Annotated in this window: 21 protein-coding genes and 2 pseudogenes; 20 read left to right on the top strand and 3 right to left on the bottom strand. The window is 50.8% G+C overall.

The window, feature by feature from the left end; translation table 11 throughout:
- Positions 1–265: 265 nt before the first annotated feature.
- On the bottom strand, positions 266–664 hold the full coding sequence (locus ROSEINA2194_RS04610; RefSeq protein ID WP_227970449.1) for a transcriptional regulator: 399 nt from the start codon (positions 662–664) through the stop codon (positions 266–268).
- 34 nt (positions 665–698) lie between these two features.
- Positions 699–2135 (bottom strand): annotated as a pseudogene (locus ROSEINA2194_RS04615) (DUF4368 domain-containing protein); the annotation flags it as partial.
- A 300-nt stretch (positions 2136–2435) separates the two neighbouring features.
- Here ROSEINA2194_RS04615 and ROSEINA2194_RS04620 point away from each other — a divergent pair.
- The 8 genes from ROSEINA2194_RS04620 (at position 2436) to ROSEINA2194_RS04650 (ending at position 7776) form a co-directional block, all read left to right on the top strand.
- Positions 2436–3419: a DUF6017 domain-containing protein gene (locus ROSEINA2194_RS04620; protein WP_007037034.1), complete on the top strand. Its 984-nt coding sequence runs from the start codon at positions 2436–2438 to the stop codon at positions 3417–3419.
- Positions 3420–3450: 31 nt separating this feature from the next.
- Positions 3451–3672, top strand: a complete 222-nt coding sequence (locus ROSEINA2194_RS04625) for a DUF5348 domain-containing protein (RefSeq protein ID WP_002569164.1) — start codon at positions 3451–3453, stop codon at positions 3670–3672.
- A gap of 41 nt (positions 3673–3713) precedes the next feature.
- Positions 3714–4190, top strand: a complete 477-nt coding sequence (locus ROSEINA2194_RS04630; RefSeq protein ID WP_007037035.1) for a PcfB family protein — start codon at positions 3714–3716, stop codon at positions 4188–4190.
- A complete protein-coding gene (locus ROSEINA2194_RS04635) occupies positions 4187–5995 on the top strand; it encodes a VirD4-like conjugal transfer protein, CD1115 family (protein WP_007037036.1) in 1809 nt (602 codons plus the stop codon). Before ROSEINA2194_RS04630 ends, ROSEINA2194_RS04635 begins: the two co-directional genes overlap by 4 nt.
- Positions 5982–6152, top strand: coding sequence for a hypothetical protein (locus ROSEINA2194_RS20895; RefSeq protein ID WP_002569167.1), 171 nt, complete (start codon positions 5982–5984; stop codon positions 6150–6152). The genes ROSEINA2194_RS04635 and ROSEINA2194_RS20895 overlap by 14 nt, the downstream gene beginning before the upstream one ends.
- A gap of 411 nt (positions 6153–6563) precedes the next feature.
- The gene (locus ROSEINA2194_RS20140) at positions 6564–6704 is read left to right on the top strand and encodes a Maff2 family mobile element protein (RefSeq protein ID WP_002586628.1); all 141 of its coding nucleotides are present in this window, start codon (positions 6564–6566) and stop codon (positions 6702–6704) included.
- Between the two features lie 163 nt (positions 6705–6867).
- Positions 6868–7173 (top strand): hypothetical protein, encoded by a 306-nt coding sequence (locus ROSEINA2194_RS04645; RefSeq protein WP_002569240.1) that lies wholly within the window; start codon positions 6868–6870, stop codon positions 7171–7173.
- A 114-nt stretch (positions 7174–7287) separates the two neighbouring features.
- Positions 7288–7776, top strand: coding sequence for a hypothetical protein (locus ROSEINA2194_RS04650; RefSeq protein WP_002569239.1), 489 nt, complete (start codon positions 7288–7290; stop codon positions 7774–7776).
- A 152-nt stretch (positions 7777–7928) separates the two neighbouring features.
- Here ROSEINA2194_RS04650 and ROSEINA2194_RS22460 read toward each other — a convergent pair whose 3' ends face one another.
- Complete coding sequence (locus ROSEINA2194_RS22460; RefSeq protein ID WP_007037420.1) at positions 7929–8054, bottom strand: hypothetical protein; 126 nt, start codon at positions 8052–8054, stop codon at positions 7929–7931.
- 349 nt (positions 8055–8403) lie between these two features.
- Here ROSEINA2194_RS22460 and ROSEINA2194_RS04655 point away from each other — a divergent pair, with 349 nt between their 5' ends.
- The 12 genes and pseudogenes from ROSEINA2194_RS04655 (at position 8404) to ROSEINA2194_RS04705 (ending at position 19432) form a co-directional block, all read left to right on the top strand.
- Positions 8404–8799 carry a plasmid mobilization protein gene (locus tag ROSEINA2194_RS04655; protein ID WP_002594236.1) on the top strand — a complete coding sequence of 132 codons (396 nt, stop codon included), beginning with the start codon at positions 8404–8406 and terminating at the stop codon, positions 8797–8799.
- A complete protein-coding gene (locus tag ROSEINA2194_RS04660) occupies positions 8771–10396 on the top strand; it encodes a relaxase/mobilization nuclease domain-containing protein (RefSeq protein ID WP_002594235.1) in 1626 nt (541 codons plus the stop codon). The genes ROSEINA2194_RS04655 and ROSEINA2194_RS04660 overlap by 29 nt, the downstream gene beginning before the upstream one ends.
- Entirely contained in the window at positions 10386–10772 is a 387-nt protein-coding gene (locus ROSEINA2194_RS04665) for a cysteine-rich VLP domain-containing protein (RefSeq protein WP_002594234.1), read from the top strand. The genes ROSEINA2194_RS04660 and ROSEINA2194_RS04665 overlap by 11 nt, the downstream gene beginning before the upstream one ends.
- A 130-nt stretch (positions 10773–10902) precedes the next feature.
- Positions 10903–11643, top strand: a complete 741-nt coding sequence (locus ROSEINA2194_RS04670; protein ID WP_002594233.1) for a replication initiator protein A — start codon at positions 10903–10905, stop codon at positions 11641–11643.
- Positions 11640–12494: an ATP-binding protein gene (locus ROSEINA2194_RS04675; protein ID WP_002594232.1), complete on the top strand. Its 855-nt coding sequence runs from the start codon at positions 11640–11642 to the stop codon at positions 12492–12494. Before ROSEINA2194_RS04670 ends, ROSEINA2194_RS04675 begins: the two co-directional genes overlap by 4 nt.
- Entirely contained in the window at positions 12491–12685 is a 195-nt protein-coding gene (locus ROSEINA2194_RS04680; protein WP_002594231.1) for a transposon-encoded TnpW family protein, read from the top strand. The genes ROSEINA2194_RS04675 and ROSEINA2194_RS04680 overlap by 4 nt, the downstream gene beginning before the upstream one ends.
- Positions 12686–12812: 127 nt before the next feature.
- Positions 12813–14438 carry a recombinase family protein gene (locus ROSEINA2194_RS04685; RefSeq protein ID WP_002594230.1) on the top strand — a complete coding sequence of 542 codons (1626 nt, stop codon included), beginning with the start codon at positions 12813–12815 and terminating at the stop codon, positions 14436–14438.
- Between the two features lie 85 nt (positions 14439–14523).
- Positions 14524–14619, top strand: a pseudogene (locus tag ROSEINA2194_RS21780) (Maff2 family mobile element protein); the annotation flags it as partial.
- Positions 14620–14638: 19 nt separating this feature from the next.
- Positions 14639–15508: a VirB6/TrbL-like conjugal transfer protein, CD1112 family gene (locus ROSEINA2194_RS04690; protein ID WP_002584320.1), complete on the top strand. Its 870-nt coding sequence runs from the start codon at positions 14639–14641 to the stop codon at positions 15506–15508.
- Positions 15509–15685: 177 nt separating this feature from the next.
- Positions 15686–16087, top strand: coding sequence for a PrgI family protein (locus ROSEINA2194_RS04695; RefSeq protein WP_007037042.1), 402 nt, complete (start codon positions 15686–15688; stop codon positions 16085–16087).
- Positions 16038–18476, top strand: coding sequence for a VirB4-like conjugal transfer ATPase, CD1110 family (locus ROSEINA2194_RS04700; protein ID WP_006876011.1), 2439 nt, complete (start codon positions 16038–16040; stop codon positions 18474–18476). The genes ROSEINA2194_RS04695 and ROSEINA2194_RS04700 overlap by 50 nt, the downstream gene beginning before the upstream one ends.
- Positions 18473–19432, top strand: a complete 960-nt coding sequence (locus ROSEINA2194_RS04705; RefSeq protein WP_006876012.1) for a DNA-methyltransferase — start codon at positions 18473–18475, stop codon at positions 19430–19432. The genes ROSEINA2194_RS04700 and ROSEINA2194_RS04705 overlap by 4 nt, the downstream gene beginning before the upstream one ends.
- Positions 19433–19574: the final 142 nt, after the last annotated feature.

A 19574-nucleotide genomic window follows, 5' to 3' on the forward strand; every position in this document is an offset into this window, starting at 1 on the left:
CTACAATAATCACAATCACATAAATCTTCATTTCTTATTTGATTGTAATATGATTCGGTTTTCTCAATATCCAAAGTGTTCACCTCCTCAAATTGGGATTTTGCGCGTAGCAATGAGCCATGCGCAGATGAACCGAATTGGCTGACGGGAGCTTGCTCACAGGCAGACATATTCGAGTTCAGATGCATACGGCGAACGCCGCAACAACGAACAAGTGCCAGCTTGTGAGTCTGTCGGCATGGCGAACAAACCTGCTAACTGAAATTTATCTTTTCTTATATGTCACCACAATTCCAACCACCGAAGTCCAAAAAACAATCGGTGCGAGTCTTACAAACAAGAATTCAAACCCATGCAGTATTGTTCCTGCCACTGCCAACTCAGGATCATTGTAATTCCAATCCAAATAAAAACTATTCGTAGATGCAAGTGCGATAAATATTACCACTATAACCGCACACAATGAAATAAGAATCCATCGAATCGTTTTTACCTTTGTTATACTTCTTTTTGCAAGCTGCAAATTAATAACTTCCAATTTTTCAGAAAGAATCTTTAAATCATCGGTAGTCGATTCTGCTATAGGTTCTCCAAGTAATTCACTTACAGTAGTATCCAGTTCATTCGCCAAAATAATCAGCATACTGGAATCTGGAACTGACAAACCGGTATCACATAGTTAAAGATATTGGTGTCATTTAATCAATTTTGCCGATAAAGCGGTAGAAGATTTCTACCTCCTGTTCCCGGCTTCCGTCCTCACCTTTGACCGCTTCATGGACAACGATTTTTTCAATCAGCGTATTCAAAAGTTCGGCGGTCAGTTCTGTTGGATTGACGCACTCTTTCATCAAGGCAATCCATTTTTCTGCGTCTGCGGCGTTCTGGCTTTCAGTGGCGATAGCGGATTGAAGCTGTTCAATCTTTGTGTCCAGTTCAGCCTGTTCGCTCTGGTACTTCCCGGACAGCATAGAGAAGTTGTATTCTGTGATACGCCCCGCCGCCCAGTCCTCATACATCCGGGCAAACAGGGTATCGACTTCGGCTTTCCGCTTCTCCGCTTTGTTCAACTCTGCGGCTTGCTTCTTTCTTGCGGCGGCCTGTCCCTTGTCATTGGCATTTAACAGCCGCTTCAAAAGCCGTTCTTCATCATGCTGTACCAGCCTCGACCAGTATTGCAGACGGGAGAGGACATAGGCGTAAAGCACATCATAGCGGATATAATGCATGGAGCATTGGCGTGTGCCCTGTCCGTACTTGCTACAATGATAATGGCCGTAAGGCTTGCTGTTCTGCCTGTTCTCCCCATAGGACAGCGACCAGCCGCAATCCGCACATTTTACCAATCCGGAAAAAATCTGCGTCGTACCATCCTTGCACTTTCTGCGGCGGTTTGCTATCTGCTCCTGTACCTGCCGGAAAACCTGTTCGCTGATAATCGGCTCCTGCGTGTTCTCTACCCGCACCCATTCACTTTGGGGCTTGCGTATCCTCCGCTTGTTCTTAAAGGAAATGTTTGTTTCCCGGTAGTGGATGGTATGGCCGATATAGGTTTCGTCTTTCATAATGCTCTTGACCTGGGCTATCGTCCATGCGTAGCTTTTTTCCTCTGGCGCACCCGCATAGATGTTTGCAAAAGTCCCGTCACGCTGGAAATTGATAAATCCCGGTGTGGGAACCTTTTCCATAATCAGTATTCTTGTGATACTGGCCGCCCCTCTGCCATGAATGGCAAGGTCAAAAATCTTCTCCACTATCCAGCGGGTTTCCTCGTCGATTATCAGCTTGTTTTTGATTTCCGGGTGTTTCCTGTACCCGATGGGAGCATAGGCACCGATACGCTGTCCTGTGGCAAACTTCGCTTTGAAAGCGGCCTTTACCTTGCGGCTCGTATCTTTCGCAAACCATTCATTAAACAGGTTTTTGAACGGGACAAAATCGGAAAGCCCTTTCTCTGTGTCCTCATTCTCCGCAACGGCGATGTAGCGCACCCGTTTTTCCGGGAACAGAAATTCCAGATAGTAGTCCATCATCACATGTTCCCGCCCGAAACGGGAAAGGTCTTTCGTGACAATGCAGTTTACTTTTCCGGCTTCCACATCGTCCATCATGCGCTGAAAATCCGGGCGTTCAAAAGCTGACGTTAGATAACGATACTTTTGAAAACACTGGAAAATCAAGGTTTTTCGAGCGACGGACAAGCAGGGTATTGTACTAAAAACTGAATACGACGCAGAAGCGGCGTTTCTTACTCTCTACATGGGAGAACAGGAACGCCGCTTTTTTCATGCCCTTTGTTACGCAGTAGGGGCAGAAAAAGCCTTGCTACAAGCGGTTTTCCGGGCGCGTATCTGGCGCGGAAAGGGATTTATACCTTATCCCCCGAAACCGCGCTTCTACTGCGTAACAAATCCAAAGCAAAGGAGCTATGAACTATGGCAGTTTTCAGAGTGGAACGAAACAAGGGCTATACCGTAATGAGCAACCACCACCTACGCAACAAGGAGCTTTCCCTAAAGGCAAAGGGGCTGTTGTCGCAAATGCTGTCACTCCCCGAAGATTGGGACTACACCTTGAAAGGCTTATCCCTTATCAACCGGGAGAAGATAGACGCTATCCGCGAAGCCATTAAGGAACTTGAACGCGCCGGGTATATCGTCCGTTCAAGGGAGCGCGACGAGAAAGGACGCTTGCGGGGCGCGGACTATGTGATATTCGAGCAGCCGCAGCCGCCTACGCCGGATTTACCTACATTGGAAAATCCAACATTGGATAATCCAATGCAGGAAAAACCAACATTGGAAAAACCTACGTTGGAAAATCCAACGCAATTAAATAAAGATATACAAAGAACTGACTTACCAAAAAAAGAAAAATCAAATACAGATTTATCAAGTACCCATTCCATTCCTATCCTTTCCCCTAACCCCTCTCCTTGCAGAGAAGCGGCTGCGCCGCCGGAACGGAAAGGAACGGAAGCGGCAGCACAGAGCGCAGTTGATATATACCGGGAAATCATCAAGGACAATATCGACTACCACATTCTCAAACAGGACATGAAGTTTGACAGTGACAGGCTGGACGAGATTGTAGACCTCATGCTTGAAACCGTATGCACCGCCAGAAAGCGGGTACGGATTGCGGGGGACGACTACCCGGCAGAGCTTGTGAAGTCAAAGTTTATGAAACTAGACGGCGAGCATATCCGCTTTGTGCTTGACTGTATGCGGGAGAACACAACCAAAATCCGCAACATCAAGCAATATCTGAAAGCCGCCCTTTTCAACGCCCCGTCCACAATCGGCAACTACTACACTTCCCTTGTCGCCCATGACATGGCAAGCGGCGCACTGTCACCGAAAAAGCCGCAGTACGGCGACCCGGACTATTATTCATGCAATGAGGGCGAAAGCCTGTAACCACCCACAACCACAAAAGGAGGATTTTATTATGGCACAGAAAATGACAGGAGCATTGGTATTTGACGAGCGCACCGACCGTTACGACATCCGCTTTGACTTAAACAGCTACTACGGGGGCTTGCATTGCGGCGAGTGCTTTGACGTATTCGTGCGGGGCAAGTGGAAGCCGACCCGGATTGAGTACGGCGACAACTGGTATCTTGTGGGTATCAGAGCCGAGGACTTGAACGGGCTGCGGGTGCGTATCTGACCGCCGCCCCATAAAGAAACGCGAAAGGAGGACGCGACAAATTGCAGGACGAAGTAAACGAAAAGACCATAGCCCTTTACATCAAGACCGGGAAGCTGACCGCGCAGACGCTCCAAAAGGCAATGAAAGCCATACTGTCAAAGGGCAAAAAGCAGCTTGCAAAACCGCCACAGGGCAAGCAGAGCTTAAAGCAGCTTATGAAGCAGAACGCGGGCGTTTCCAACATTGAGATTACCGAGGGCAATATCAAAGCCTTTGAGAGTACGGCGAAAAAGTACGGTATCGACTTTGCGCTGAAAAAGGACGCGACGGAAAGCCCGCCCCGCTATCTGGTTTTCTTCAAGGGGCGGGACGCGGACGTACTGACCGCAGCCTTTAAGGAATTTTCCGCAAAAAAGCTGACACAGGAGAAAAAGCCCTCAATCCGAAAGCTGCTCTCTACCCTCAAAGAAGCTGCACAGGGCAGAAACGCGGAACGGGCAAAGGTCAAGAACAAGGACAGGGAGGTATCGCTATGAAGCCGGAAATCAAGAAGCTGCTTATCCTAAATCTCCCGTATCTGCTCTTTGTCTGGCTCTTTGATAAAGTGGGCGCGGCTGTCCGGCTCTCCCCCGGCGCGGACGCAAGCGCAAAGCTGCTACATCTTGGGGACGGTTTTACCGCCGCCTTTTCCAGTATCGCGCCGAGCTTCCACCCGGCAGACTTAGCTTTAGGCATTGCGGGGGCGGTCATTGTCCGGCTGATTATCTACACCAAAGGCAAGAACGCGAAGAAATACCGCCGCGGGACAGAATACGGTTCGGCGCGTTGGGGCGGGGCTGACGACATAAAGCCGTACACCGACCCGGTATTTGAGAACAATATCCCCTTAACGCAGACGGAACGGCTCACCATGAACAGCCGCCCGAAGCAGCCGAAATACGCAAGAAACAAAAATATCCTTGTAATCGGCGGTTCCGGCAGCGGCAAGACCCGGTTCTTTGTGAAACCGTCGCTCATGCAATGTACGTCAAAGGATTTTCCAACGTCGTATATCGTCACTGACCCGAAAGGAACACTGATTTTGGAAACCGGGAAAATGTTACAGCGGTACAAATACCGTATCAAAGTGCTAAATACGATTAACTTCAAAAAATCCATGAAATACAATCCCTTTGCCTATCTGCGGAGCGAAAAGGACATTTTGAAGTTAGTCAATACCATTATCGCCAACACCAAAGGCGACGGGGAAAAATCCGGCGAGGATTTCTGGGTGAAAGCGGAAAAGCTCTACTACACCGCGCTAATCGGCTACATCTGGTATGAAGCCCCGGAGGACGAGAAGAACTTCACGACGCTGCTTGAGATGATAAATGCGTCGGAAGCCCGCGAGGACGACGAGGATTTCCAGAACCCGGTTGACCTCATGTTTGAACGTCTGGAAGAAAAAGACCCGGAACATTTTGCAGTCAAGCAGTACAAAAAATACAAACTTGCGGCGGGCAAGACCGCAAAAAGCATACTTATCTCATGCGGCGCGAGGTTAGCCCCATTCGACATTAAGGAGCTGCGGGAGCTTATGGAAACCGACGAAATGGAGCTTGACACCATAGGCGACAGAAAGACCGCCCTTTTCGTCATCATCAGCGACACCGACGACACTTTTAACTTTGTCGTTTCAATCCTTTACACACAGCTATTCAACTTGCTTTGTGACAAGGCAGATGATGAATACGGCGGGCGGCTTCCCGTCCATGTTAGGTGCTTACTTGATGAATTTGCGAATATCGGGCAGATACCAAAGTTTGAAAAGCTCATTGCAACGATACGGAGCCGGGAAATATCCGCGTCAATCATCTTGCAGAGCCAGTCACAGCTAAAAGCCATTTACAAAGACAACGCCGATACCATAGTCGGCAACTGCGACACCACGCTTTTCTTGGGCGGCAAGGAGAAAACCACCCTTAAAGAAATATCGGAAATTTTAGGAAAAGAAACGATAGACAGCTTTAACACGTCCGAAACAAGGGGGCGGGAGCTTTCGCATGGGCTGAACTATCAGAAATTGGGAAAGCAGCTTATGACGGAAGATGAAATTGCAGTCATGGACGGAGGGAAATGTATCTTGCAGCTACGCGGGGTGCGCCCGTTCTTTTCGGACAAATTCGACATAACGAAGCACCCGAAATACAAGTACCTGTCCGACGCAGACCCGAAGAACGCCTTTGACATGGAAAAGCACCTTAAACGCCGCCCCGCCATTGTCAAGCCCGACGAGGTTTTTGACTATTACGAGCTTGACGCGGCAGACTTACAGGAGGACGCAGACCATGAGGAAACGTAGCGCAGAGGAAAAACAAAAGCAGCTTGAACGGTTTTTAATGAATGTTGCGGAAGCCGCCGACGCTGCATTATGGGAGTATTGGCGGGAAAAGGAAGCGGAACACCGCCGTTTTGCAACGGAGTATGTCACGCGCCGGGGGCTTATCCCGCAACAGTGACAGCATGGCAGACCGCCGGGGGACAGGGGAAGCTACACTTCCCCTACGCTGCCTTGCGGCAGCTACCCCTTTGTGAACTTGCGGGAAGCGAACACCTTGCTACGCAAGCTATTCACTTCCCGCAAGTCTGAAAAAAACGTCCGGCAGCACAGCGGAACACAGAAAGGAGCGATTGAAGCAATCACATCTATCCATACCGGCTACATGATACGCGCCCCCACTTTCCGGCGCAGTACACAGCGGCAGGAGCCGCACCCCTTACAACTGAATACCGCCGCGCCGCAGAACTTACGCAGCGCGGGGACAGCCGCCTTTACCAGAGGGCGGTTTTTTTGTGCGGCGGCGACCATACGCTGACCGCCTTTTGTCCGCTTGCCGGACAGCCGCAGACGCGGCAGAAAGGATATATTTATGGCATTTTTCAATAGCGCAGTAGACGTTTTGCAGACCCTTGTTGTAGCACTTGGAGCCGGGCTTGGTATCTGGGGCGTAATCAATCTGATGGAGGGCTACGGCAATGACAATCCGGGCGCAAATGCTCATGTGCGGTAAAGTAATAAAAAGATTTAGGTAGCCGCCTTAACTATTCCTAAATAAGATAATATGCACAGTATTTTCTCGTAAATAGAAAATAAATTATTGCATTTTACCAATTATTATGTTAAAATGACAATGTAACAAAGAGCTATGTATTTTTAAGGAAAGGGAGGAACTTATGAATTTAAGAAAATCTATTTTAGCACTTTCAGTAGTAGCTGGAATTGTAGCTGCTCCAATGACTGTATTTGCCGCTCATACTCATAGTTGGGGTTCTCCCCAGTACTATGGATATGAAGATGAAATGCCTGGTATATATGATGACTGGGATAAATGTGCGACACGTCATGTATATAATTACAAACAATGTTTAATTTGTGGAGAAGTAAGCATTTATGAAGTTGAGACGATTGAAATGTCTCACAAATGGGTGAATGGTGCATGTGTATATTGCAACAAAGGTTACGCGAAAGAGATAAATTAACATAGTATCATTACCGGCAAGTTTATAATCAAAAAATAGAAAGCATTGAGAATATTTCATAATTTCTTGAAAGTACTCTCAGTGCTTTCTTTGATAATATGAAAGGAGAAATAAATGCAAAAAAAACAACTTTCTGTATTAGTACTAATTATTTTATGCTTTTTATTAGGATGTAACAGAGAAACACCAAAAGATGAATCTCAACAAAATTATGAAGATGAATCTAATATTTCTAAAACAAATGGAGAAGAACTTGTAAATATAAACAGTGAATTGTTAGGTTCGACTCCTTTTGATATCCAAATCGATAAAACAGCATTGCAGACTAGAAAAGAAACAGAAACAGAAGTTACAATAAAGACAAATTTAACAGACTGGGGTTATACTGTTTCTTCTGAAAAAGGGAAAATATCTGATATAAATAAAAATTCATTCATATATATAGCACCTAAAGATGAGAGGGATGATACTATAAAAATACAATTATCGGACTATGAAAATGGCATATCATATGAATATACAATTCCACTTATTTTTGCGGGAAACAATGAACATTCTTTAGATAAATTCAAGGAAAATCTTTCAAGATTACCTAATAGTTAGTAAAGAGTCGATAGACTAAAGTACCACCATCCTCTTTTATTTCAACTGAATATCCATCCCGCCGCACCGCAGCGGCACATGAAGCAGTAAATCCGAAAAAGATTTGCTGCTTTTTTTGCGTCCATTTTTGGCAAATTTCCAAAAGTTCCGTATTAGACAGTGAAACCAAAAAAGGCTGCCATTTTTTTCAGACAGCGGGCAAAACGCAGCTTCCGAAACGCCTTATTGTCGGGAAAGACCGAGCCGCCGGAAAAGTTCTTGCCGGAAAGTCCGTCCATTCTGCTCTTTTGTGGTTTGTAGGGAGTAAGGGAAAAACGCCAGCCCGCAGCCTTTTATAAAAAAAGCTGGTTATAGATTTTCTGAAAAAGTGGCAGTAGCAAGTGAACGGCAGGCCGGCAGTTTCTTAGAGCAAGATTCTACCGAGGTGCCAAAATTCGCTTATCGCTCATTTTGCCCCTGCGGGAATCTTGTTGGGGAGTGCCTTCCCCAAACCCTGCTTATGCGGCTTGCGCCGCTGAAAAACCCCTCAAAATATTTTTCGGATTTTTCAAAAACAGTTCCGCTTCACACCCTGTTTTTCTCCTATTAGTGAGAGGACACCACGCACAGAAAGGAGGTCAACCACCTATGAAACGATACAACACGCCGCACCGCAGCCGGGTAGTCAAAACACGCATGACCGAGGAAGAATACGCCGAGTTTGCCCAGCGGCTTTCTGCTTACCACATGAGCCAAGCCGAGTTTATCCGGCAAGCCATAACCGGGGCAGCCATACGCCCCATCATAACCGTTTCCCCCATCAATGACGAGCTGCTTGCCGCTGTCGGGAAGCTGACCGCCGAATACGGGAGGATCGGCGGCAACTTAAACCAGATAGCCCGGACGCTGAACGAGTGGCACAGTCCCTATCCGCAGCTTGCCGGGGAGGTACGGGCGGCGGTTTCCGACCTTGCTGCCCTAAAGTTTGAAGTCTTGCAGAAAGTGGGTGACGCTGTTGGCAACATTCAAACATATCAGCTCTAAAAACGCCGACTATGGCGCAGCGGAAGCCTATCTCACATTTGAGCATGACGAGTTTACCATGAAAGCCACCCTTGATGAAAACGGGCGGCTGATACCGAGGGAGGATTACCGCATTTCTTCCCTCAACTGCGGGGGCGAGGATTTCGCTGTTGCCTGTATGCGAGCCAATCTCCGCTATGAGAAAAACCAAAAACGGGAAGATGTGAAAAGCCACCACTATATCATCAGCTTTGACCCACGGGACGGGACAGACAACGGCTTGACCGTAGACCGGGCGCAGGAGCTGGGCGAGCAGTTCTGCAAGGAGCATTTCCCCGGACACCAAGCCCTAATCTGCACCCACCCGGACGGGCATAACCACAGCGGGAATATCCATGTGCATATCGTCATCAACTCCCTGCGGATTTACGAAGTCCCGCTTCTGCCCTACATGGACAGACCAGCCGACACGCTGGAGGGCTGCAAGCACCGCTGCACCAACGCCGCTATGGAATATTTCAAGAGCGAAGTCATGGAAATGTGCCACCGGGAGGGGCTTTACCAAATCGACCTCTTGAACGGCAGCAAGGAACGGATAACCGAACGGGAATACTGGGCGGCAAAGAAAGGGCAGCTTGCCCTTGACAAAGAGAACGCCGCCAGAGAAGCCGCCGGACAGCCGACCAAGCCCACCAAGTTTGAAACGGACAAGGCGAAGCTGCGCCGGACGATACGGCAGGCACTTTCCCAAGCTGGCAGCTTTGACGAGTTTTCTTCCCTTTTGCTGCGGGAGGGTGTGACCGTCAAGGAGAGCCGGGGGCGGCTTTCCTACCTCACGCCGGACAGGACAAAGCCTATCACAGCCCGAAAGCTGGGGGACGATTTTGACAAGGCTGCTGTCCTTGCCCTGCTCACGCAGAACGCCCACAGAGCTGCCGAACAGACCAAAGCCATACCCGAATACCCTGCCGCAGTTAAAAAGCCGTTACAAGGGGAAAAAGCTGCAAAAACCACCCCGGCAGACAACACCTTGCAGCGCATGGTTGACCGGGAAGCCAAGCGAGCCGAGGGCAAGGGCGTGGGCTATGACCGCTGGGCGGCAAAGCACAACCTAAAGCAAATGGCAGCTACCGTTACCGCCTATCAGCAGTACGGCTTTTCCTCCCCGGAGGAACTGGACGAAGCCTGTTCTGCCGCCTATGCCGCCATGCAGGAAAGCCTTGCGTGGTTGAAGCAGGTGGAAAAGACGCTGAACGGGAAAAAGGAGCTGCAACGGCAGGTGCTTGCCTATTCCAAGACCCGCCCTGTCCGGGACGGGCTGAAACAGCAGAAAAACGCCAAAGCAAAAGCAGCCTACCGTCAGAAGCATGAAAGTGACTTTATCATAGCAGACGCAGCCGCCCGCTATTTCAGGGAGAACGGCATTTCCAAGCTGCCGAGCTATAAATCCCTGCAAGCAGAGATTGAAAGCCTTATCAAAGAGAAAAACAGCGGCTACAACGATTACCGGGCAAAACGGGAGGAGTACCGCCGCTTGCAGACTGTCAAGGGCAATATCGACCAGATTTTACGCCGGAGCGAGCCGCAGCGCAGAAAGGAGCAGAGCCATGAACGGTAATATCCCCCGCATGGACTACCGCCAGTACCGGGCAGCCCGCCGCCTTGTGCATGAGTGCTGCAACTATGACAGCGGGAACTGCCTGCTGTTGGAGGACGGCGAGCCTTGCGTGTGTGTACAGAGTATCAGCTATTCGCTGCTCTGCCGCTGGTTTACCGCCGCTGTCCTGCCCCTTGATGAAGCACTGGAAGCCGCCCTCTTGCGCCGGGGAAGCCGGAAACGCTGCGCTGTCTGCGGGGCGTTCTTCTTCCCAAAATCCAACCGGGGGAAATACTGCCCGGACTGCGCCGGACGCATGAAGCGGATAAACGCCGCCAAACGGAAGCGGAAACAAAGGGAGAAATGTCACGCTTTAGGGCATTTCAAACCCGCATAAATCAAGGCTTTTTTGGAGGGTGTCAAAGGGTGCGTGATACATTTATCCTTTTCCCTTAAAAACGCCCCCTAAAAGCGTAACAGAACCCACAGACAGACACCACAAGGAGGTGAACCCTATCGCTGATTATATGACCGCAGGAACGGAGCTGCCCGCTTACCTGCCTTACCCCCGTTTCCTGCTGGAAACAGACCTATCCCACACCGCAAGAGAGTTATATGCGCTGCTGTTAGACCGTTCCACCCTTTCGCAGAAGAACGGCTGGCAGGACAGCGAGGGACGGACATACATTGTCTACCCCATAGCAGAGATAGCGGAAATGCTGGATAAAGGCTGCACCACCATAAAGGGCGCACTGAACGAACTGGACGCTGCCGGGCTGCTGGAACGCAGACGGACGGGCTTTTCTGCCGCCAACCGTCTGTATGTGAAAGTGCCGCCTATCCCAGTGGTACAGTTTTCCGACCAACTGACGGACGGAAAACCGCCCCTCATAAGGGCGGGAAACCGACCAACTGACAGCCGGAAAACTGACCTTATGACGGTCGGAAAACCGTCCCCTAACCAAACTAATATAAACAACCTAATAGAGAGCCAAACAAAAGGAGCGAGTGAGGGGCAGCCCCCCGCCGCTTATGGCAGATATAAAAATGTATTTCTTTCTGACACAGAACTTTTGGAGCTGGAACAGGACTTCCCCGGCAAGTGGGAGTATTACCTTGACCGCCTTTCCTGCCACATCGCTTCCACCGGGAAGCAGTACCAGAGCCATGCAGCCACCATTTACAAGTGGGCGCAGGAGGACGCTGCCAAAGAGAAGCCAAAGAAAGGCATACCGGACTATTCATTCAAGGAGGGAGAAAGCCTATGACCGATACAATCCACAACACCATACTGCCTATGACCGACACCACAGCCGAGCCGGAGGATTACACCGGGGAGGACGGGCTTTTATACTGCGGCAAATGCCGGAAACCCAAAGAAGCCTATTTCCCGGAGGGCAAGACCTTTTTCGGGCGTGACCGCCACCCGTCAGAGTGCGACTGCCAGCGGGCAGCCCGTAAGGAACGGGAAGCCGCCGAGAAGCGGCGCAGCCACCTTGAAACGGTGGAACGGCTGAAACGGCAGGGCTTTACAGACAAGACCATGCAGGACTGGACATTTGCCAACGATAACGGCAGCTGCCCGCAGATGAAGAACGCCGCCGGATATGTGGCACGCTGGGAACAGATAAAGGACGGGAACTACGGGCTGCTCTTGTGGGGCAGGGTAGGCACTGGGAAAAGCTATTTTGCCGGGTGTATTGCAAACGCCCTCATGGAGCAGGAAGTCCCGGTGTGCATGACAAACTTTGCAGCAATATTAAACGACCTTGCCGCCAGCTTTGCGGGCAGGAACGAATATATTTCCCGCCTTTGCAGCTTCCCCCTGCTCATCATTGACGATTTTGGAATGGAGCGTGGCACAGAATACGGTCTGGAACAGGTCTACAATGTGATTGACAGCCGCTACCGGAGCAGGAAGCCGCTGATTGTGACGACCAACCTCACGCTGGAGGAATTGCAGCACCCGGAGGACACCGCCCACGCCCGGATTTATGACCGCCTGCTTGAAATGTGTTCCCCTCTCTGCTTTACCGGGGAGAATTTGAGGAAAGCCGCCGCACAGGGAAAAATGGAACAGCTGAAACGGCTGCTTGCCGGAAAGGAGATTTGCCTATGACCGACACCCAGAGAAACAAACGCCCTGCCCGCCGCCCGGACTGCGTGACCGAAACGAGGATAGGCAACACAATCCTTGTGGTGTCTGGCTTTTTCAAGGAGGGGGCGACCGACACCGCCGCTGACAAGATGATGAAAGTGCTGGAAGCAGAAGCCGCCGCCGGATATTTGACCTGTGATAAGCCTGATTGAAAAACCGTCATTTTTACCGACCGTAAAGAAGCAGATTTGACGCTTTTGCCGCTATACAGACAGCCGCCCCATGTGGTACAATCAAGGTACGGAATAGTGGGGCTGGCTGTCGGAAACGGAGGAATTTATGTTAAGACAGACCACCCAGCAACTCATTACCGCCCTTTACCCAAGACTGTCCCATGAGGACGAGCTGCAAGGCGAGAGCAATTCCATTTCCAACCAAAAGAGGATTTTGGAAACCTATGCCAAACAGAATGGATTTTCTAATCTGCGCTGGTACACCGACGACGGTTATTCCGGTGCGAACTTTCAAAGACCCGGATTTCAAGCCATGCTTGCAGACATTGAAGCAGGGAAAGTCGGGACAGTTATCGTCAAGGATATGTCGAGGTTAGGGCGAAACTACTTACAGGTGGGAATGTACACAGAAATGATTTTCCCACAGAAAGGTGTCCGCTTCATCGCTATCAATGACGGAGTGGACAGCGCACAGGGGGAAAATGATTTTGCCCCGCTGCGGAACATTTTTAACGAATGGCTGGTGAGAGATACGAGCAAGAAAATCAAGGCAGTAAAACGCTCTAAGGGCATGAGCGGAAAGCCCATCACAAGCAAGCCCGTCTATGGCTACCTCATGGACGAGGACGAAAACTTTATCATTGACGAGGAAGCCGCCCCGGTGGTACGGCAGATTTACAGCCTTTGCCTTGCCGGGAACGGTCCGACCAAGATAGCCCGTATGCTGACCGAGCAGCAAATCCCCACGCCGGGGACGCTGGAATACCGCAGGACGGGCAGCACCCGCCGCTACCACCCCGGCTATGAGTGCAAGTGGGCGACCAATACCGTGGTTCATCTGCTGGAAAACCGGGAATATACGGGCTGTCTGGTAAACTTTAAGACCGAGAAGCCGTCCTACAAGCTGAAACACAGCATAGAAAATCCCCCGGAAAAGCAGGCGGTTTTTGAGAACCACCATGAGCCTATCATTGACCGGGAAACGTGGGAACGGGTGCAGGAGTTACGCAAGCAGCGCAAACGCCCCAACCGTTATGACGAAGTGGGCTTGTTCTCCGGCATACTCTTTTGTGCCGACTGCGGCAGCGTCATGTACCAGCAGCGATACCAGACGGACAAGCGCAAGCAGGACTGTTATATCTGCGGAAGCTACAAGAAACGCACCGCCGACTGCACAGCGCACTTTATCCGCACTGACCTCTTGACCGCTGGCGTACTCTCCAATCTGCGGAAAGTTACCAGCTATGCGGCAAAGCATGAAGCCCGGTTTATGAAGCTTTTAATCGAGCAGAATGAGGACGGGGACAGACGCAGGAACGCCGCCAAGAAAAAGGAGCTGGAAGCCGCCGAGAAACGCATAGCCGAGTTATCTGCTATCTTCAAGCGGCTGTATGAGGACAGCGTAACCGGGCGCATATCGGACGAGCGTTTCACAGAGCTGTCGGCAGACTATGAAGCCGAGCAGAAAGAACTGAAAGAACGTGCCGCCAGACTGCGGGAAGAACTTTCCAAAGCGCAGGAAGCCACCGCAAACGCTGAAAAGTTTATGAATGTGGTACGCAGGCACACTACCATTGAAGAACTTACCCCTACTCTGCTGCGGGAGTTTGTGGAGAAAATCGTTGTCCATGAAAGCGTTGCCCTTGACGGGAAACGCCGGGGCAAGTTACGCAGACAGGAAATCGAAATCTATTATTCTTTTGTCGGCAAGGTAGAACTGCCCGACACCTAACCGCCCGACCTATCCGACATACCTCATGTGCCGGATAGGAACGGCAAAATTTTTTACACTTCTATTACTTCTTTATCACACATAAGCAAAGAGCCAGGGCATGAAGCAGCTTATGGCGGGCGGCGGCGTTGCCCTTATCGGCATGACCCTTGTACCGCTGCTTTCCGGCTTGTTCGGTTAAGAAGCGCGGGTAAAGGCTTATGCAGAGCATACTTGACGCGATTAACGAATGGATAAAGGAAATCCTCATAGGAGCCATAAACGGTAATCTGTCAACTATGTTCGGGGACGTAAACGAAAAAGTCGGCACTATCGCCGCAGAGGTAGGGCAGACCCCGCAAGGGTGGAACGCAAATATATTCTCCATGATACAGACCCTTAGTGAAAATGTAATCGTACCCATTGCGGGGCTTGTCATTACCTACGTCCTATGCTATGAGCTTATCAGCATGGTAACGGAAAAGAACAATATGCACGACGTTGACACTTCCATGTTCTTCAAGTGGGTGTTCAAGGCGTTTGTGGCAGTCTACCTTGTGACGCACACCTTTGACATTACTATGGCGGTGTTCGATATGGCGCAGCACGTTGTTTCCGGCGCGGCGGGGGTAATCGGCGGCAGCACAGAGATTGATGTTGCCGCCGCCCTTGCTTCCATGCAGAGCGGGCTTGACGCTATGGAAATCCCCGAACTGCTCTTACTTGTCATGGAAACAAGCCTTGTGAGCTTGTGCATGAAAATCATGTCCGTACTGATAACCGTTATCCTCTACGGGCGCATGATAGAAATTTACCTTTACTGTTCGGTATCGCCTATCCCGTTTGCAACTATGACGAACCGGGAATGGGGGCAGATAGGAAACAACTACCTAAAATCCCTGTTCGCTATCGGTTTTCAAGGCTTCCTCATTATGATATGCGTCGGCATTTACGCGGTTCTGGTAAACAACATGATAATAGCGGACAATCTGCACAGCGCGATATTCTCCCTTGCAGCCTATACCGTTATCCTCTGTTTCTCCCTGTTCAAATCCGGCGCACTGGCGAAGTCGATATTCTCCGCGCATTAGCGGCGTGTCAAGGGCAGGGTGGAGATTTTCAGAGCGAAGCGGCGAAAATACGACCCGACCTTGACGCGGATAACCCCCATATAATACGGGCGGGCAAAGGGCATAGATTGACCTTTGCCTTGATTACCCTTATGGAAAATTACAGCAACACCAAACCCAGAGAAAGGAGGTTTTCACTTGGCGTATGTACCCGTACCCAAAGACTTATCCAAAGTCAAGACAAAAGTAGCTTTCAACCTTACCAAACGGCAGATTGTATGTTTTGCGGCGGCTCTCCTGTTCGGCTTGCCGCTTTTCTTTCTGCTCAAAGACAGCACAGGCACAAGCCTTGCGTCTATGGCTATGATTGCCGTCATGCTGCCCTGTTTCCTCTTTGCCATGTATGAGAAGCATGGACAGCCCCTTGAAGTGGTGGTGAAGAACATCATACGGACAAAATTCATAGCCCCCAAAGAACGACCATACAGGACAGACAACTTTTATTCCGTCTTAGAACGGCAGAGAAAACTTGAAAAGGAGGTATCAGCGATTGCAAAAGGAAACACGAAGAAACAGCGCGGCGGGAAGCACAAAGCCTAACCCGCCCCGCAAGCTCACCCGCGCCGAGAAAAAGCAGATTGCGGAAATCATCAGACAGGCAAAGGGCGACGGGAAAGCCCACACCGCGCAGCAGACAATCCCCTATATCCAGATGTACCCGGACGGTATCTGCAAGGTTACGGGACGGAAATACTCAAAGACCGTCGCCTTTGAAGATATTAACTATCAGCTTGCACAGGCAGACGACAAGACCGCCATTTTTGAGAACTGGTGCGACTTCCTCAACTACTTTGACGCTTCCGTTTCGGTGCAGCTTTCTTTCATCAATCAAGGGACGCAGCGCGGCGAAGCGGAAAAGGCGGTCAATATCCCGGCACAGGAGGACGCTTTCAATTCTATCCGCACAGAATACCGGGATATGCTGAAAAACCAGCTTGCAAAGGGCAACAACGGGCTTGTCAAAGCAAAATATATCACCTTTGCCATTGAAGCCGACAGTCTGGGCGCGGCGAAATCCCGCCTTGCCCGTATCGAAACGGACGTACTCAACAACTTTAAGCTCTTGGGCGTGTCTGCCCGCCCCATGACAGGCTATGAACGCCTTAAAATGCTGCATGGCATTTTCCACCCGGAGGGCGGGCAGTTTGCCTTTGATTTTTCATGGCTTGCCCCGTCCGGGCTTTCCACAAAGGACTTTATCGCCCCGTCCTCTTTCCGTTTTGGCGAGGGGCGTTATTTCCGCATGGGGCGCAAAATCGGCGCGGTTTCATTCCTTGAAATCCTTGCGCCGGAATTAAACGACCGTATCTTATCTGACATTCTGGACTTGGAAACGGGCGTTATCGTCAATCTGCATATCCACAGTATCGACCAGACCGAAGCCATAAAGACAATCAAGCGCAAGATTACCGACCTTGACAAAATGAAAATCGAGGAACAGAAGAAAGCGGTACGCAGCGGTTATGACATGGATATTATACCGTCCGACCTTGCCACTTTCGGCAGCGAAGCGAAGAATCTCTTACAGGACTTGCAGAGCCGGAATGAAAGAATGTTCCTCTTGACGTTCCTTGTGGTGAACATGGCGGACACGAAGCGGAAACTGGAAAATGACGTATTCGCGGCGGCGGGCATTGCACAGAAGAACAACTGCGCCTTAACCCGCCTTGACTACCAACAGGAAGCGGGGCTTATGTCCTCTGTACCGCTTGGGGAGAACCTTATCCCCATTCAAAGAGGGCTTACCACGTCAAGCACCGCTATCTTTATCCCCTTTATCACACAGGAGCTTTTCCAGACGGGCGCGGCTTTGTACTACGGCTTAAACGCCCTTAGTAACAACATGATACTCTGCGACCGCAAGCAGCTAAAGAACCCCAACGGCTTAATCTTGGGTACGCCGGGAAGCGGGAAATCCTTTGCCGCCAAACGGGAAATGACAAACGCTTTCCTCATTACCGACGACGACATAATTATCTGCGACCCGGAAGCAGAGTATTTTTCCCTTGTGCAGCGGCTTGACGGGCAAGTGATACGCTTATCCCCTACGGGCAAGGGCATTGACGGGAAGCCCCAGTATGTGAACCCTATGGATATTAACCTCAATTACAGCGAGGACGACAGCCCCCTTGCGCTGAAATCCGACTTTATCCTCTCCCTCTGCGAGCTTGTCATAGGCGGCAAGGAGGGCTTGCAGCCCGTCGATAAGACCGTCATTGACCGCGCCGTTAGGAACGTGTACCGCCCTTTCCTTGCAGACCCCGACCCGGAGAAAATGCCTATCTTGGGCGACCTCTACAACGAGCTTTTGAAGCAGCCGGAGCCGGAAGCGGCGCGTATTGCGGCGGCGTTGGAGCTGTATGTTTCCGGGAGCCTTAACGTATTCAACCACCGTACCAACGTGGAGCTGAACAACCGCCTTGTCTGCTTTGACATCAAGCAGCTTGGGAAGCAGCTCAAAAAGTTAGGTATGCTCATTGTGCAGGACCAGGTATGGAACCGCGTCACCGTCAACCGGGCAGAAAGGAAATCCACCCGGTATTTTATGGACGAATTTCATCTTCTCTTGAAAGAGGAACAGACCGCCGCCTATTCCGTTGAAATCTGGAAGCGTTTCAGAAAATGGGGCGGCATACCCACAGCCATTACGCAGAATGTCAAGGATTTGCTTGCTTCCCGCGAAGTGGAGAATATCTTTGAAAACTCTGATTTTGTCCTCATGCTCAATCAGGCGGCGGGCGACCGGGCTATCCTTGCGAAGCAGCTCAACATCTCCCCGCAGCAGATGAAATATGTCACCCACACCGAAGCGGGCGAGGGGCTTATCTTCTACGGGAACGTGGTGCTGCCCTTTGTAGACCGCTTCCCGAAAGACACCGAGCTTTACCGGGTAATGACGACGAAGCCGGAGGAAGTGGGCGAAGCATGAACGGGCTGAAAACTGACACCATCATCAACCGGGACGCGCTCTATGCCTTGCGGGAGCTTCCAGAGGAAAGCGTACACTGTTGCGTCACAAGCCCGCCCTACTATGCGCTTAGGGATTATGGGCTTGATATGCAGATTGGGCGGGAGGACACGCCGGAGCAGTACATTGACAGGCTGACCGAGGTTTTCCGCGAGCTGCGCCGGGTACTGCGTTCTGACGGTACGCTCTGGCTGAATATCGCGGACACCTACTGCGGCACAGGGAACAAGGGCTACCATGCAGACCCGAAGAACCCGAAAGGCAGAAACGGACAGCAGATTGCAAAAAACAACCGCGTTTCCGGCTGCAAACAAAAGGACTTAATCGGTATCCCTTGGCTTTTAGCTTTTGCCCTACGCGCTGACGGGTGGTATTTACGGAGCGACATTATCTGGCAGAAAGAAAACCCCATGCCGGAGAGCGTGAAAGACCGCCCTACCCGCTGCTATGAACATATCTTTCTGCTTACGAAGTCAAAGAAATATTTCTATGACGCAGCCGCCATAGCCGAGCCGTTAGCCCCCACAACGGCGGCGCGGTACCGCACCGGGCGCAGCGCGGGACAGAAATATGCGGACGAAGTACCCGGACAGGGGAAAGTACAGGGGCTTAACCGGGCGAGAAGCGGCAGCTACTACGACGAAGCCCTCATGCCGACCATGCGGAACAGGCGGGACGTGTGGCTTATCAATACCGTACCCTACAAGGGCGGGCATTTCGCCGCGTTCCCGCCAAAACTTGCCGAAACCTGTATCAAGGCGGGCTGTCCGAAAGGCGGCGTTGTGCTTGACCCCTTTTTCGGCAGCGGCACGACGGGAGCAGCCGCAAGGCAGCTTGACAGGCATTATATAGGCATTGAGATAAACGCCGAGTATTGCGCCCTTGCAAGGGCGCGGATTGGAGGGACAGAAAAATAAAACAGTATCGAGCGCGTGAGAAAGTCACGCAGAAAATGACCCGCGAGGGGGCTGTCGAGGTAAACGCCGCCACCGGGAAAAAGAAACGTATCAGCAAGCGGATAAGGGACGCGGACTTTGCAAAGACTGAAGCACCGCAGCC

The organism is Roseburia inulinivorans DSM 16841, from assembly GCF_000174195.1.
Taxonomy (GTDB): Bacteria; Bacillota; Clostridia; order Lachnospirales; family Lachnospiraceae; genus Roseburia; species Roseburia inulinivorans.